The organism is Chryseobacterium sp. SIMBA_029 (genome assembly GCF_046535275.1).
GTDB lineage: Bacteria > Bacteroidota > Bacteroidia > Flavobacteriales > Weeksellaceae > Chryseobacterium.
Window position 1 is genome coordinate 229,341 of sequence record NZ_JAWRXA010000009.1, and the last position, 15,922, is coordinate 245,262.

18 protein-coding genes are annotated in these 15,922 nt (G+C 37.2%); 10 read left to right on the forward strand and 8 right to left on the reverse strand.

Annotated features, from left to right (window positions below; all coding sequences use genetic code 11):
• Positions 1 to 8: 8 nt before the first annotated feature.
• Positions 9 to 608: a nitroreductase family protein gene (locus SB679_RS17495; protein WP_410703556.1), complete on the forward strand. Its 600-nt coding sequence runs from the start codon at positions 9 to 11 to the stop codon at positions 606 to 608.
• A 66-nt stretch (positions 609 to 674) separates the two neighbouring features.
• Here the strand turns inward: SB679_RS17495 and murI are convergent, their stop codons facing one another.
• The 5 genes from murI to SB679_RS17520 form a co-directional block, all read right to left on the reverse strand.
• Positions 675 to 1,505, reverse strand: a complete 831-nt coding sequence (gene murI, locus SB679_RS17500) for a glutamate racemase (RefSeq protein ID WP_034712438.1) — start codon at positions 1,503 to 1,505, stop codon at positions 675 to 677.
• Positions 1,506 to 1,666: 161 nt separating this feature from the next.
• A complete protein-coding gene (gene hemW / locus SB679_RS17505; RefSeq protein WP_410703605.1) occupies positions 1,667 to 2,782 on the reverse strand; it encodes a radical SAM family heme chaperone HemW in 1,116 nt (371 codons plus the stop codon).
• 59 nt (positions 2,783 to 2,841) lie between these two features.
• Positions 2,842 to 3,792, reverse strand: a complete 951-nt coding sequence (locus tag SB679_RS17510; protein WP_410703558.1) for a PorP/SprF family type IX secretion system membrane protein — start codon at positions 3,790 to 3,792, stop codon at positions 2,842 to 2,844.
• Positions 3,793 to 3,843: 51 nt separating this feature from the next.
• Positions 3,844 to 4,917 (reverse strand): RluA family pseudouridine synthase, encoded by a 1,074-nt coding sequence (locus SB679_RS17515; protein ID WP_410703559.1) that lies wholly within the window; start codon positions 4,915 to 4,917, stop codon positions 3,844 to 3,846.
• Between the two features lie 73 nt (positions 4,918 to 4,990).
• On the reverse strand, positions 4,991 to 6,076 hold the full coding sequence (locus tag SB679_RS17520) for a PASTA domain-containing protein (protein WP_410703560.1): 1,086 nt from the start codon (positions 6,074 to 6,076) through the stop codon (positions 4,991 to 4,993).
• Positions 6,077 to 6,232: 156 nt separating this feature from the next.
• Here SB679_RS17520 and SB679_RS17525 point away from each other — a divergent pair, with 156 nt between their 5' ends.
• The 3 genes from SB679_RS17525 to SB679_RS17535 all read left to right on the forward strand — a co-directional run bounded on the left by SB679_RS17525 (position 6,233) and on the right by SB679_RS17535 (position 8,412).
• A complete protein-coding gene (locus SB679_RS17525) occupies positions 6,233 to 7,225 on the forward strand; it encodes a D-alanine--D-alanine ligase (protein WP_410703561.1) in 993 nt (330 codons plus the stop codon).
• A gap of 2 nt (positions 7,226 to 7,227) precedes the next feature.
• Positions 7,228 to 7,701 carry a pantetheine-phosphate adenylyltransferase gene (coaD, locus tag SB679_RS17530; RefSeq protein WP_034712452.1) on the forward strand — a complete coding sequence of 158 codons (474 nt, stop codon included), beginning with the start codon at positions 7,228 to 7,230 and terminating at the stop codon, positions 7,699 to 7,701.
• A gap of 78 nt (positions 7,702 to 7,779) precedes the next feature.
• Positions 7,780 to 8,412, forward strand: coding sequence for a trimeric intracellular cation channel family protein (locus SB679_RS17535; protein ID WP_034712454.1), 633 nt, complete (start codon positions 7,780 to 7,782; stop codon positions 8,410 to 8,412).
• Between the two features lie 103 nt (positions 8,413 to 8,515).
• On the opposite strand, the gene SB679_RS17540 is transcribed toward SB679_RS17535, so the two are convergent.
• Together SB679_RS17540 and SB679_RS17545 are read right to left on the reverse strand one after the other, a co-directional pair.
• Positions 8,516 to 9,085 (reverse strand): DUF2892 domain-containing protein, encoded by a 570-nt coding sequence (locus SB679_RS17540; protein WP_410703562.1) that lies wholly within the window; start codon positions 9,083 to 9,085, stop codon positions 8,516 to 8,518.
• Between the two features lie 116 nt (positions 9,086 to 9,201).
• Positions 9,202 to 9,702: a dihydrofolate reductase gene (locus SB679_RS17545; RefSeq protein WP_410703563.1), complete on the reverse strand. Its 501-nt coding sequence runs from the start codon at positions 9,700 to 9,702 to the stop codon at positions 9,202 to 9,204.
• A 75-nt stretch (positions 9,703 to 9,777) separates the two neighbouring features.
• Between SB679_RS17545 and SB679_RS17550 the strand changes: the two genes are divergently transcribed.
• The 6 genes from SB679_RS17550 (at position 9,778) to SB679_RS17575 (ending at position 15,080) form a co-directional block, all read left to right on the forward strand.
• Positions 9,778 to 10,386, forward strand: coding sequence for a LemA family protein (locus tag SB679_RS17550; protein ID WP_034712460.1), 609 nt, complete (start codon positions 9,778 to 9,780; stop codon positions 10,384 to 10,386).
• Entirely contained in the window at positions 10,383 to 10,814 is a 432-nt protein-coding gene (locus SB679_RS17555) for a TPM domain-containing protein (RefSeq protein ID WP_410703606.1), read from the forward strand. Before SB679_RS17550 ends, SB679_RS17555 begins: the two co-directional genes overlap by 4 nt.
• The gene (locus SB679_RS17560) at positions 10,795 to 11,604 is read left to right on the forward strand and encodes a TPM domain-containing protein (protein ID WP_410703564.1); all 810 of its coding nucleotides are present in this window, start codon (positions 10,795 to 10,797) and stop codon (positions 11,602 to 11,604) included. Before SB679_RS17555 ends, SB679_RS17560 begins: the two co-directional genes overlap by 20 nt.
• Positions 11,605 to 11,642: 38 nt before the next feature.
• The gene (locus SB679_RS17565) at positions 11,643 to 12,557 is read left to right on the forward strand and encodes a hypothetical protein (protein ID WP_410703607.1); all 915 of its coding nucleotides are present in this window, start codon (positions 11,643 to 11,645) and stop codon (positions 12,555 to 12,557) included.
• Between the two features lie 111 nt (positions 12,558 to 12,668).
• Positions 12,669 to 13,190, forward strand: coding sequence for an NAD(P)H-dependent oxidoreductase (locus tag SB679_RS17570; protein WP_034712570.1), 522 nt, complete (start codon positions 12,669 to 12,671; stop codon positions 13,188 to 13,190).
• 3 nt (positions 13,191 to 13,193) lie between these two features.
• Complete coding sequence (locus SB679_RS17575) at positions 13,194 to 15,080, forward strand: monovalent cation:proton antiporter-2 (CPA2) family protein (RefSeq protein WP_410703565.1); 1,887 nt, start codon at positions 13,194 to 13,196, stop codon at positions 15,078 to 15,080.
• Between the two features lies 1 nt (position 15,081).
• Here the strand turns inward: SB679_RS17575 and SB679_RS17580 are convergent, their stop codons facing one another.
• Positions 15,082 to 15,897, reverse strand: coding sequence for a head GIN domain-containing protein (locus tag SB679_RS17580; protein WP_410703566.1), 816 nt, complete (start codon positions 15,895 to 15,897; stop codon positions 15,082 to 15,084).
• Positions 15,898 to 15,922 lie beyond the last annotated feature (25 nt).

Here is a 15,922-nt window from a genome sequence, read left to right on the forward strand (position 1 = left end):
TACATATTATGAACTTTTTAGAAAAAATGAAATCGAGATATACTGTTAAAAAGTATGATCCACAAGGTAAAATCAGTGAAGAGAAGATTCAGCAGCTGAAAGAAATAGTACAGCTAAGCCCGTCTTCCATCAACAGCCAGCCATGGAACTTCGTTTTTGTAAGCGATCCCGACATCAAAGAAAAATTAGGAGAAGCATCCTATTGGAATAAGGAAAAAATAGTGGAAAGTAGCCATCTGATCGTTTTTCAGGTTTTAAAACATGCTGAGGATTTTGAGAAACAAATTGAAGAAAGGTTACCTGAAGGTTCCGTCAATTTTTACAAAAATTTTGTAAAAACAAAAGGAGAAGCTGCGATCAAATCATGGATGGGCCATCAGGTTTATCTTTCCCTGGGAGTGTTACTTGCTGCATGTGCTGAAATGGGCATAGATTCTACCCCGATGGAAGGAATTGATCCCGATCAGTATGATATCATTTTAAACAATGAAAATTATGAAACCTTATTTGCCGTAGCGCTCGGAATTAAGGCTGAAAATGACAGTAATCAACCTAATATAACGCCTAAAACAAGACAAAGCAAAGAACAGGTCATTGTAGAACTATAAGAAAAAAGACTCATTGAATGAGTCTTTTTTTGTATTCCGTAAGTCAATTTGCTTATTGTAGATCTTTTATAATACTTTCAATTCTAAATCAATAGTTTTTCCAAAGAACTTTTTGGAAATTTTCTCAAAATTCTTTGTAAGATCAGAAAGATAGAAATGATAATTAGGTTTCTGATTATGTTGATTCAGGAGGTTATATTTATCCAGAATGATCTTCAAATGATTGGCCACAATATTCGGAGAATCAATAACCCGTACACGGTTTCCGTAATACTGTTTGATCTCATCAATCAATAAAGGATAGTGAGTACACCCTAAAATCAGGGTTTCAATATTTTTCAGCTTGCTATTACTTAAATAATTGTAGATAATGGCATGGGTAATCGGATGGTTTTTGAAACCTTCTTCAATAGCGGGAACCAACAATGGAGTTGCCAGCTCATCTACTTTAATCCATTTATTATGCTTTCTGATACTCTTTTTGTAAAGCCCTGAATTCACCGTTGCTTTTGTAGCAATGACTCCAACATTCGTATGAATTTCATAAGATACTTTTTCAGCTACCGGATTGATTACGTCTATCACCGGAATCTTACCTGCAACAGACTGCATCACCTCGTTCAAAGCATTAGCGGTTGCCGTATTGCAGGCAATGACAATAGCTTTACAGTTTTGCTCGAGCAAAAAATTGGTGATCTTTGTAGAATATTCAATGATGGCTTCCTTAGATTTTTCACCGTATGGAAGATGCTTGGTATCGCCAAAATAGATCAGGTCTTCGTTCGGAAGTAATCTTTTGATTTCTTTAGCTACCGTCAAACCTCCCACTCCGCTATCAAAAATCCCGATAGGCTGGCTTGACGAAAGATGCGAATAATCTTGTTTTTTAGTTTTCAAATGAGCTGAGATTTATTACAAAAATACAAAGATTTTAGATTTTAGATTCCAGATTTTATACTTTATTTACGCCAGACCTCCAATCAATAGACAATATGGATTCAAATTGATCGCCTTAAGCTTTATAAATTGAAGAATTTGCGCTTGTTTAAGATAAAATATTATACAATAAACAGATCGGAGGCAATTCCATCCGCCATAAACCAATGTTCTTCCGGGATTTTCAGATGATTTTGTTCAATCATTAAAATACCTTCTTCTATTTTAGATTTTATTTCACGTTGAAATTGTTCAAGAATTCGCTCTGAAAACTTATTGTTCAGACTTTCGAGGTCAACGCCCCAGATGGTTCTCAGCCCAATCATGATCATTTCATTAAACTGGTCTTCCTGTGAAAGGACTTCTTCTTCTTTAGCCAAAGAATTAAAAGTTAGTTTTTTATTATACTGCTGATTATTGGCCACGTTCCAGCTGCGCACATCAAAACCGTTGTATGAATGGGCAGACGGGCCTATTCCCAAATATTCTTTATACTTCCAATACGCAGAATTATGTCTGGAATAAAAACCTGGTTTTGCAAAATTGGAAACTTCATAATGTTCAAAACCGTTCTCTTTTAAAAAATCTGATAAGTAATAGAATTCTCTATTCTGCTCTTCTTCTTTGGGTTTGGCAACTTTCCCTTTTAAAATCCAGTCATTTAACGTGGTTTTCGGTTCTACCGTTAAAGCATATGAGGAAATATGAGGTACTTCCAAAGCAATCGTTTTTTTCAGATTTTCTTTCCAAATCTCAAGATTGGAAGTTGGTGAACCGTAAATTAAATCGATGCTTAAATTTTCAAATCCAAAATCCTGAGCTCTTTTTATTGATCCTTCTGCATCAGCAGCATTATGAGCACGATTCATAAATCTGAGATCTTCATCAAAAAAGCTCTGTGTACCTATTGAAAGTCTATTAACCGGTGAATTGGATAGTTGCTTGAGAAAGTTCTTATCCAGATCATCAGGATTGGCTTCGAGGGTAATCTCTATATCTTTTTCAAAACTGAAATAGCGCAACACCTCATCTATTAAAGAATTGATTTCGTCAGCAGAAAGAATAGAGGGTGTTCCGCCTCCAAAATACAGAGACTGCAAGGATTTATTTTCGAGTTCATCTTTCCTGAGAAAAATTTCTTTCTTCATGGCAGCAAGCATTTCATCTTTAAACTGTAAAGAAGTTGAAAAATGGAAATTGCAGTAGCTGCACTTTTGTTTGCAGAAAGGGATGTGAATATATATCATAAAAAAAGCTCTGAAAAATTCAGAGCTCAAATTTATTTAAATTAAATTGATTAATATCTAAATCCTCTATGATTAATAAAGTTATCAAAGTTATAACCAAGGCCTAGCATAAAGCTATTTCCACCATAGCTCTGAATGTCAGACATTCCGAGGTTATAGGTAGCACCTATCATAAATTTGTTAAATCTTACTTTAACGATTGGAGAAACACTTAATTGTTGTTGGTCAAATCTATTCTGAACAGATCGGTAACTTACTCCAAAAGAGAATGCGTTGATCTCATTCGCGAAAGTGGCCATTAAGTTGTAATCCACCATTCTTGTTGAATTGGTATTTAAATTCACCAATACTGAAGGAGTTAAAGCAATATTATCTGCAATATTCCAGTTGTATCCAAGGTTTAAGAAAAACTTGATTGGAGAAGGCTCATAGTTATTAACAATAGAAGCATCGTTGCTCAATGCGATATCGTTTACAGAAACACCTCCAAAGATATTTTTATAGGTTGCGGCCAAACCAAAGTTTGCGTAAGCCATAAAGATATTACTCTCATTACCCTGTAACAATGGATCTCCGCCATCTTCTGTATTAATTTTTGAATAATCAAAATTCATATTATATAACGTTACACTGGTACCGAAAGAGAACTGATCTTTTCTGTCTCCTTCACTACTTAATGGAATAAAATATGAAGCACCTGCTGTAATTCCTCCAGCAGAAATAGGCCCATTGCTGTCTCTAAACACAGAAATACCAGCACCCACTCTATCGAAGATATTCGCATTGATCCCTATTGACTGAACATTTGGGGATTCGCTAAACTTTGAAAATTGTTGTTGATAATTGGCGTTGAGCTGTACGTAATCTGTCTTTCCGTATTGAGCTGGGTTGAACAGGAACTCACCATCCAAAAGATATTGCTGATAGTATGGTAGTGATTCTTGTGCTTTGTATGCATTCGACAAAAGAGCTAAACATACGATAGCATATAGTTTTCTCATAACAAATCTTGATTTCAATTCAACAAATATAAAAAAATTCTCAATATATTTTTAGTTTTCTAAATAAATTCTCCATTTTTTTACAGCATCCGTCATATCTTGGGGCATTGGGCTCTCAAAATACAATTCCTTTTTAGTGGTTGGATGTATAAATCCTAAAGTATGGGCATGAAGCGCATGTCTAGGCAAAATATCAAAAACATTTTTTATAAACTGCTTATACTTAGGCAGGTTAACTCCACGCAACGGAGTATGTCCCTCATATCGTTCGTCATTAAACAAAGTATGGCCGATGTGTTTAAAATGTGCCCGGATTTGGTGGGTTCTTCCTGTTTCAAGTTTACATTCCACCCAAGTCATATACCGGAACCTCTCTAAAACCTTGTAATGGGTCACCGCATGCTTGCCATGGCTTCCATCTTCGTAAACCGACATCTGCATCCTGTTTTTAGGATGCCTTCCGATATGGCCCTTTATGGTGCCTTCATCTTCCTGCAGATTTCCCCATACAAAAGCCCAGTATAATCTTTTGGTCGTTCTGTTAAAAAACTGCTTGGCCAAAAAGCTTAATGCATATTCATTTTTAGCAATTACTAAAAGTCCGGAAGTATCTTTATCTATTCGGTGAACCAATCCTACTCTGTCAAGATCAGATTTTGCTCCATTTTTTTCGAAATGAAATGCAAGGGCATTCACTAAAGTCCCATCCCAGTTTCCAAAGCCAGGATGCACCACCATCCCAGGTTCTTTATCTACTACCACAAGGTCATCATCTTCATATATAATATTGATCGGAATATCCTGAGGTATGATTACATTTTCTCTCGGTGGATGAGCAAGCAGCACAGAGATCTGATCTCCGGGCTTCACACGGTAGTTTTGTTTTACGGAAATTCCGTTTACCACAACATTTCCGGCCCTGCAGGTCTGGGAAATTTTATTTCTTGAGGAGTTTTGTCTGTATATTAATAAGAATTTATCAATTCTCAGCGGCTCCTGCTTGTTGTCAACAGTGATATTAAGATGTTCATATAATCCTTTATTTTCCTCGTCGATATCAACGGTATCAATCGTCCCGGAATCTAATAATTCTTCATCTAAAAAATCCTCGTTATCTTCTGCCATTCTTTTTTATTTTTACGCAAAAGGCTTCAACGTTTTGAAAGTTGAAGCCTATATTTTTAATAATAATTATATGCTATTCTACTACTACCTTTTTAGCTTTTGGCTTTTGGGCAGGCTGCTGTGGTGTAGTGGAAGCAGCTGGTTTATGACTATTTCCTGTATTGGCAGCAGTACTGCTTGCAGGAGTTTTAGGCTTATTTTCTGTTGTAGTTGCCGGTTTAGTAGCTTCTGGTTTCACAGGCTCCGGTTTCGGAACTTCTTTTTTAGGCACCGGTATTGGAGCAACAGGCACCGGATCATAGCTTGGTTCCTGATGAGCAGGAACTTCATCGTAATGTACCGGAGGAAGAGAAGTATCTACCTTCATACGGTATAATGAGTTCAGCTGGTCTATTTTTGCTCTTAGCTCTGCCGGCGTTTTCTTACTGGCCCAAAGATCTATTTGCATTCCCTGGTCACGGACATCTCCTGCTGCTGGATCCTGATAGTAAATAATATCAGATTCATCTTTGCTGCCATCTTCATGATCTACAAGGCCTACTTCAAACATACTTTTTGCAATAACTATTCTTGCTTCTTTAACGCTGAGTCCTACTACATTCGGAATTGAAATATTTCTCATAGGACCGGATCCTACCACAACATCAATCACAGAAAATCTAGGAATACGGGTACCCGGTTTCACTGAGTTTCCTTTAAATAATATTCTAAGAATTGCATCTTTCTGGATACTCGGTTCATAGATGGTATCACCCACCTTCAGACCTACCTGATCCAATCTCTGGAAGCCCAGACCGGAATATTTATTGATAACGTCCGGAATAGCAATCTGAGCCCAAGTTCTAGGGTTAACTCTTAATCGAATTGTTCTGCCATCCTTTACACGGGAACCCGGCGAAGGATAGACCTGAAGCACTTGGAACGGTCTGTATTTAGGATCATAATTAGCACTGTCTACATCATATTCAAGTCCGGCATCATCTAATATTTTGACAGCATCGTGTACGGATTTATTAACAACGTTTGGAACGGGTACTTCCTGACCATGGTTAGTATGATATTCTAACCAACGAAATGTAAGCCAAACCAACCCCACAAAAACAACGATGGCTACTAATAAGTTCACTAAAACTTTCCAATTGAAAAGTGATTTAAGCATACTAAAAAATACTTTAATTATAACGGCAAATATAGCTAATAATTTTAGAATGTGCTTTTTATTTAACACAATTCATTTTCGATTTTAAAATTTTGGAATTTCCCATATTGCATTGCATAAAATGATTAAATTTGCCTCAATTGATACTATATGATTATGAGCAAAAAACATGTTGCCGTAGTAATGGGAGGCTATTCTGATGAATATGTTGTGTCATTAAAAAGCGGTCAATTAATCTATGATTCTTTAGACAGAGATCTTTATAATGTACACAAAGTCGTTATCCTTAAAGATGAGTGGTATTTTTTAGGAGAAAATGACAAAAAATACGAGATCAACAAAGGAGATTTCTCCGTGACGTTAGATACTCAGGAGCAACTGAAATTTGACGTATGCTTTAATATTATTCACGGAACTCCGGGAGAAAATGGAATCCTTCAGGCATACTGGGATGCTATCGGACAGACGTATACGGGCTGTGATTTTTATCAGAGCGCATTAACGTTCAACAAAAAAGATACCTTAGCTGTATTGTCAAAATATGGAATTCCTTCTGCGAAAAGTGTATATCTAAGAAAGGGAGAGCCTATCAATACGGATGAGATTGTAGAAAACCTGGGGCTTCCGCTTTTCGTTAAACCCAATCAGTCCGGCTCATCGCTTGGAATAACAAAAGTAAAAGAGAAATCAGAATTAATCGCTGCTACAGAGGTGGCTTTTAAAGAAGATGACGAGATATTAATTGAAAGTTTCCTGGACGGAATGGAAGTTTCCGTAGGCGTTATTGATTTTAAAGGAGAAACAATTGTCCTTGGCATCACAGAAATCGTTCCTACCAATGAATTCTTTGATTATGAAGCTAAATATGAAGGAGCTTCTGAAGAAATTACACCCGCAAGAATCGATGAAGAAACCACAAAAAGAGTGGAAGAAATTGCTAAAAGAGCGTATGATTCTCTGGGAATGAGCGGTTTTTCAAGAAGTGAATTCATTCTGATGGATGGAATTCCTTATATGCTTGAAATGAATACAAATCCAGGATTCTCCCCAGCCAGTATTCTTCCTCAGCAAGCCAGACATTACGGAATCTCTGTCACAGATCTTTGTGGAAACGAAGTTGAAAAAGCGTTAGCTAAAAAATCAAAGTAAGTATGAAAATCGCTGTTTTCCCGGGATCTTTTGATCCTATTACCTTAGGACATTACGACATTATAGAAAGAGCGGCTCCCCTTTTTGATAAATTAATTATCGCAATCGGGCAGAATTCTCAGAAAAAATACATGTTTCCTATAGAGAAAAGAATAGAGTTCATCCAAAATTCAGTAGCAGAATTCCCTAATGTGGAAGTCGATTATTTTGAAGGTCTGACGGTAGATTTCTGCTTTGAAAAAAATGCTCAGTTCATCCTTAGAGGCTTAAGAAATCCTGCTGACTTTGAATTTGAAAAAGCAATTGCTCACACCAACAGAACGTTGGCTCATAAAAAGTTAGAAACCGTTTTCTTATTAACCTCATCTGGAAAATCTTTCATCAGCAGCAGCATTGTGAGAGAAATTATTAACCACGGCGGAGAATATGAACTTCTGGTTCCGGATTCTGTACGGGTTGAAAAAGTAATAAAATAAATGATCATCGGTAAATGGTAAAAGATTTGCTTATGAGAAATCACGAATTTTTTATCATTTATCACGGATCATCCACCCATGCACGAACAGTTTAATTTTATTATAGAAATACTGGGAACCATTTCCTTTTCAATGTCGGGAAGCTTTGCAGCCATGCAGAAACGTCTCGATCCATTTGGCGTTCTTATTATTGCATTTGTGACTTCTGTCGGCGGCGGGACAGTAAGAGACTTATTATTGGATATTCCCGTATTCTGGATGCATGATCTACTCACATGTGGGGTAATCATTATGACCAGTATATTCACAATGATCTTCAAATCTCTGGAGAAAAACTTTAAGGTTACTTTATTTATTTTCGACAGTTTCGGATTGGGTTTATTTACGATTATCGGTATTCAGAAAGGAATTAATGTGAATATCCACCCGTTAATATGTATCGGGCTCGGCACCATTACCGGATGCTTTGGTGGGATTATCCGGGATATTCTGCTCAACAGGATTCCGTTGATTTTCAGAAAAGAAATTTATGCCACAGCATGTATTGTAGGCGGTTCGGCATTTTTACTCATGACGAAATTTTCACCACTTTCCTATACCTTTATTCAGATTTTCACCATTCTTCTGATCGTTGCCATCCGTACTTTTGCCGTGAAATATCACTGGCAGATTCCAAAATTTTATGGACATGACCATAGTTCGGAAATGTAATATAAGAATCAGTTGAAAACTGGCTCTCTCCTTCCTTTCGATTACCAAAAAATAAAAAGTCCTGACAAAATCAGGACTTCAATATTTCTATGATTACTTTTTATTAAGAGAATTTTCCTCTTTGTCTCATATTAGGATTGTGCATATGCTTTTGCATAGAAGGCATTTTCAACTGCTCTTTCATCATTTTGATCTGATCGGTCATCATTCCTGCGCTGTCTAATCTTTTTGCTTCTTCCAACAATTTCTGTCCTTCTTGTTTTTTACCTTTAGAAATGGCAGATGCTGCAAGATTTAAAGTAGCCATCGCTCTGTCATGTTTCATATTCAAACCATACTCTAATGCTTTTCTCATTAAAGGTTCTACTTTCGTAGGATGTTCCTGTGCTAACGTCAGCCCTTGCAGATAATGGAAATATCCATACTGCGTCTTATGAAGCTGAGTCTGGTAGTTGGTAACTCCGCTCAGATATTTTACTGCTTTTTCCATATTCTGCTTTCTCAACTGCCAGAAAGCCAAAAGGATATATTCATTTTTAAAGAAAAGTAAAATAGGCACTGCTGCAAGAAGGAAAACTACGATCCCCCAACCCAAACTTCTTGTGAAAAACATCATATAAAGCCCGGCAAGTATAAGAAGTGCTGCTACTACAATTTTTATGTACTTATTCATTATTAAATTAAAATTTAGAAGTGCAAAGATAATAAATTTAAGGTTAAAGTTTAAGGTTCAGCGTTTAAAGCTTCACAATCTCTGATATTCTGTAAACCTTGTCTGATAATCTGGGATTAAGCCTTTTTAACTTCAGTTCTTTCAAAGGTTTGAAAACAAAAATCGTAAGGATTTTTTTCATCTTTCTCGTGGCATACCTCATTCGTTTTCTTCCAGATTTTAGGATCAATTTTCGGGAAAAACGTATCCGCTTCCAGTTCTGCATCTACTACAGTAACTTCAAGCTTGTCTGCGATATCCATCGTTTGATTATAAATATTTCCGCCCCCAATGATGAAAACATTCTCATCAATTTTCTTGGCAAATTTTACGGCCTCTTTGATGCTTCCCACGATTAAAACCCCTTCTTCAAACCAGTCTTGTTTTCTTGAAATGACAATATTGGTACGGTTAGGAAGTACTTTCCCGATACTTTCGAAAGTTTTTCTTCCCATAATTACAGGATATCCAGTGGTCGTATCTTTAAAATGTTTCAGATCTTTCGGAAGATGCCAAAGCATTTGATTACCTGAACCAATCCCGTTATTTTTCCCTATCGCCACTACAATTGTTACCATTAAAATAATTTTCTGCAAAATTAATACATAATTTGTATATTTGATTAGCACAAAAAAAATTTAAAAAAATAAATTATGAAAAACAAAGGCTGTCTAAGCGCCGGAACGATCGGTATTGCTCTTCTTATCATTGTTGCTGTTATCTTTTTCTGGGGTAAAAGCGGATACAATAATTTTGTACAAAAAGAACAGGATGCCAATACCAAATGGTCTAATATAGAAACTGTTTATCAAAAAAGAGCCAACCTGATTCCGAATTTAGAGAGAACGGTAAAATCATACTCAAAATTTGAACAAGAAACATTGACGAAAGTAATTGAAGCCCGTTCTAAAGCTACTTCTATTAATATTGATCCTACGAATATGACAGAAGCGGATCTTGCTAAATTTCAGGCAGCACAAGGAGAACTATCCGGTTCATTAAGTAGATTAATGGCTGTGGTAGAACAATATCCTAACTTAAAAGCAGATCAGCAGTATATCAATTTCCAAAGAGAATATATTGCCATTGAAAACAGCATACGAACTGAAACAGTATATTACAACAGTAGTGTTCAGGATTATAATACGACTATCAAACAGTTCCCGAATAATATCCTGGCTAATTTCACAAACTTTAAAGAAAAACCTTTATTCAAAGCTGAAGCAGGTGCCAACAAAGCTCCTGATGCTTTCACAGAATAATGAGCAACTTTTTAACCAATCAGCAGTTGGCTTCTTTGGTAGAGGCAATCCAGTCTGCAGAACAGCATTCTACAGGTGAGATTAGGGTGCACATTGATGCCAATACAGAAGATCATCACGCAGAAAAAGCATATCAGGTTTTTAAAAAACTTGATATGCATAAAACTGCTGAAAGAAATGCCGTGCTTTTCCACATCAATTTCGAAAAAAAATACCTTACCATTATCGGAGATGTCGGAATTCATGAAAGGGTACAGCAAGAATACTGGGACCACCTGCATGACTATATAACTTCTGAATTTGCCAAAGGCAATTATCACAAGGCATTAAAAAGTGCTATTCTGGAAACAGGTCTTGAACTAAAAAAATATTTTCCTGTACAAGGAGAAAACACCAACGAGCTCCCCAATGAGATTACCTTCTCTTAAAATACTATTTTCATTCCTATTAGTATGCTTTTACACTTTTGTATCAGCACAATATACTATTCCTAAAAAACCGGCTGTTCTCTACCCTGTGTACGATGAAGCAGGATTACTTTCCCAGCAGGAAAAAGATGCACTGAATAACAAGCTTATCAAGTTTGCCGATTCTACTTCTACAGAAATTGAAGTGATCATCATTCCTTCTACAAATGGGCAGGATGTGAATTTCCTGGCGACCATGTTCGGTGAGCAATGGGGTATCGGAAAGAAAAAAGTAGATAACGGGGTGGTCTTTTTAATTGCGACACAGGATAGAACCATGTCTATACAGCAGGGACGCGCTGTTGAACAATATCTTACCGCTTCGGTTTCCGGCCAGATTTTAGATTATATCGTTACTCCTAATTTTAAGAAAGGACTTTGGTATGAAGGGATAAATGGTGGTACATCGGCTATCATGGAAGCTGTACAAGGAAAATTCAAACCTATTGCAGCACAGGACAATGGCGGAAATGGAAGTACGGTTAAAATTCTTATTATAGCATTTGTTATTTTCCTGATCATCGTTATCTTTTTTGGAAATAAAGGTGGCGGAGGCGGTGGAAATAATGACGACGACGATGTTATCATTTCCAGAAGAGGTCGTAGAAATTATCCCGGTGGATTTTTCCCATTCCCAGGCAGTTTTGGAGGTGGTGGATTCGGTGGCGGAAGTTCAGGCGGCGGAGGCGGATTTGGAGGCTTCGGCGGCGGTGGAAGCTTCGGCGGCGGAGGCGCATCCGGAGGATGGTAAATTCATTAAAAAAAACACACAATATATAAATCATTACAATGAAAAAAAAAATTATCAGATTATCAGTACTATTATTTCCGTTGGTTGCGACCGCTCAGGTCGGAATAAACACGAGTGACCCAAAAGCCATGTTTCATATCGATGGTAATAAAGATAACGGAACCACTTCAAATTTAATGCAGCAACTCAACGATTTTGTCGTGACCAAAGATGGCAAGGTAGGGATAGGAACAACTACACCTATAGATCTACTCACTATGGTTGGAAACGGAAATGCTGATGTAAACATGGGACTCTTTTCTAATGGAAACACAGACCAGGCGATAGCATATCATAATGCACTGTTTGACGGAACTCCGGCCGCTCCTCAAACGGTAGGCGCCGGCAGAAGTATAGCCGCTTTTGAAGGATATGCCTACAACCAAACCCTTACGGCTCCTCATTTACTTTCTTCAGTCGTCATGAGAACAGGAAGAAATGCAGGAGGAGAAATCTGGTTCGGAACCTCTCCTACCAATACAGGCAATTACGTTAATCATTATAATTCTTCGATAGATAATAATGGGAATATGGGAATCGGTGTAGACCCTACGGTAAGAACAGCAAAAACAAAACTTGAAGTAAATGGTGTTATAAGCTCTACTCCTCAAACATTAACAAGTAACGGATCTCAAATAACGAGTACAGTGGTGAATGTACAGCCGGCAGTACAAGATGATGATTTTATCCTGCCTAATCCTACAGCAGCTCCGGGTGCTATTATTTTCATCCGAAATATAACCACTACTACTGCTGAAATAATCACTCCCGCCGGACAGATTATTGACGCTTCAAGCATTGGAGGAGCCAATAATATGTATATGATCGGATTGGACAACCATTCCAGCAAAACCAAAACAGTGATGTTTGTGAGTGACGGATCAAACTGGACCGCATTCAGACCAAGTAATTAAAACATATAATTTTATCTTATAAAAACTATAACTCCGGTTATAGTTTTTATAAGATAAAATTATATCCCTTTTTGTGAAAAAATCTTATTATATTTACAGAAAGGGGAGATTTTGAAAAAAACATTAGTCGTTTTTGCACATCCATATTTAGAGCACTCAAACTCAAATATAGAGCTCTTCAATTTCTATGTCCGTCATCAGCATTTCACTTTAAGAGATTTATACGAAGAATACCCTGATTTTCACATTGCTGCTTTCAGAGAAAGAAAACGGCTGAAAAACTATGACCGTTTTATTTTTCAGTTTCCTATCATATGGTTCGGAATGCCGCCTTTGTTAAGGTTATGGATCGATGAAGTGTTCGACCGTGACTGGCTAAAGGAAGGAGAATATAATCCGCTGGAAGGCAAAGAGGTGTATATCCTTGTGACCACAGGAGGCAAAGAAAGATCATTCAGTAAGACCGGAACCTATGAATATACAATTGATGAGCTCATCAGCGGGCTGATTGTTTCCCTGAAGGTTTTCAAGGCGGATATCAAACATATCAAAATCGTTTATGAAGCCAATAAACTGACTAAAAAAGAAATTATTTTACATAAAAAAGAATTTACCGCACTTCTAAACCAATAAAATATGGAGTCCAGCTTAGCGATGAATACATTAATTTTCTTGGGCGTTGCCATTATTATGGTTCCGCTTGCCAGGAAATTTGGACTAAGCTCTGTCATTGGATATATTTTGGGAGGGATCATTATTGGTCCCTATGTTCTTAAACTTACCGGGAAAGATGTTAACGATATCATGCATGCCAGCGAATTTGGAGTCATCATGCTTTTATTTTTAGTTGGATTGGAACTGGAACCCCGGAAATTCTGGGATATGCGGAAGAAAATAATGGGATTGGGTCTCACTCAGATGCTCCTTACTATTGCGCTGCTTTTTGTAGTTTTCATTAGTGCCGGCTGGAGAATCGATATGGCAATTGCCGTCGCAATGTGTTTTGCATTATCTTCCACTGCTATTGTGCTGCAGACGCTTCAGGAAAAAAATAATTTCAAAACAATGGCTGGGGAGGCTTCATTCTCTACCCTATTGTTTCAGGATATTGCCGTCATTCCTATTCTTGCCATTTTACCGCTTATTGCTAATTATAAATCAACCCATCACAATAATGAAATTCAAATTATCATTCAGAAACTCCCGGAATGGCTTCAGGCAGGAACGGTGATTTTAGGTGTTGCCATTTTAATTTTACTGGGCAGGTATGTATTTGTTCCATTTCTTAGATATGTGTCCAAATCGGGCATGACTGAATTATTAACCGCCTCTTCCCTATTTCTCGTGATCGGTGTTTCAGAGCTGATGGTTGCCATTGGACTGTCTCCGGCATTAGGCGCCTTCCTTGCAGGAGTGATGCTTGCCAACAGTGAATTCCGTCATGAACTGGAAGCTCAGATCGATCCCTTCAAAGGATTATTATTGGCAGTATTCTTTGTAAGTGTGGGTTCTACGATCAATTTTAATATCATTCAGAATGATCCATTATTTATCTTTAGTACTGTTTTCGCGGTATTGGCTATAAAATTTATTGTGCTGTATGCTATCGGAAAATTCTTCAAGCTGGATACACCTCAAAGTTTTTTCTATGCATTTGCCCTTTCGCAGGTTGGGGAATTTGCATTTGTACTGATTAATTATGCTTCGGATCTTTATCTTTTAAGCCCTGAGATCAATGCCCAGATGATGGCTGTTACTGCTATTACCATGTGTATTACTCCTATTCTTCTGATTATTAATGAAAAGTTTATTACTCCAAAATTCATTAAAGAAGTACCGGATGAGGAAAATGACTTCAATATTCTGGACAATGATGTAAGCCAGAAGAAAATCATTATTGTTGGATTCGGACACTTTGGAAGTACCGTAGGTCGTCTTTTAAAAGCGAATAAAATCTCTGCAACGGTCTTGGACAGGGATTCAGACCGGGTAAAACTGTTGAGAAGTTATGGTTTTAAAGTATATTATGGAGATGCCACCCGAATTCCAACCCTGAGGGCTGCAGGAATTGAAGATGCCGAAATTTTGGTATTATGTCTTGACGATGCAGACGATAATAAGTTCATTGCTGATCTTGTCCGCGAGCATTATCCGAAAGTTAAAATCTTTGTAAGAGCAAAAAACAGAATTGACGCCTATGATTATCTTAACAACGGTATTGAGAATATTTACAGGGAAACATTAGGTACTGCAGTAGACATGGCAGTAGACCTGCTCAACGAGACTGGTATGAGAAAATATGCTGCAAGACGTCTTGGGCAAAGGTTTATGGCTATAGATAAGGCATCCATCAGAAGATTAGCTAAAGCAAAAGATACTGAGGATGAAATCTTATTATTTACAACAAAAGAATTCCTCCAGCGTGAGGAGGAATTATTGGCTTATGATAATCTTAATTTTGATAATAAAAATTGGGAAGGTTCCACATCAGAAGATGAAGAAGATGAGGAAACCGACCATTAATTTACTGAATCGTTACGCTTCCGCCACTATTTTCTTCTTTTCTAACCGTTGTAACATTTCCTTTTTTGTACACGGTAACACTTCCTCCTGAAGAAGCTTCTGCATCAATACTTGAACTTGCACTGATTTCTAAATTAGCCCCACTTGAAGCATCTGCTTTTATATGGTCTGTAACAATAGATTTTGCCGATATACTACTTCCTGACGAAGAACTGATCTCCGTATTTTTAGCCTTTCCTGAAATGGTCATGCTTGATCCTGAAGAAGCTTCAATATCCAAATCAACAGCCCATATTTTACCTTGATAACTTGAGCTGCTGCCTGCATTAATGTCAAGCTTATTTGCTTCGATATCAGCGGTAATACTCGCAGCACTGGAAAGTTCTATCTCTGTTTTTTCCTGGGTAAATTTATCTTTAACCACAATACTGGCTGCAGAATTGGCATTAATTTTTGTAAAATCTTTAGTGTAAATTTTTGCCGAAACTTTATTGCTGTTCGTCACCCTGATACCAGACTTGTAGTGGATGTGCAGCTTTCCGTTGTCATTATCAACAAGCACCTCATCGATAATACTTTCAGGAGCTGAAATAACCACTCTCTCTGTTTCAGACTTTATCACTTCTGCCATAATTGCCTGAGAGACTTCAATTTCATCAAAATCGCCTTTAAATTCTTTTTGCTTTGTAGGACCGCTATCTTTATTGATTACCTTTTCTACCCAGCCGCTTTTTTCTCTGTTCCTTCTGTCATGATTTTCATTGCATGAAGATAGCAGCACGAAGGCTGAAAAAATAAAAAGAGTTGTTGATTTCATGTTTACCGTTTTATAAATTAAGTTT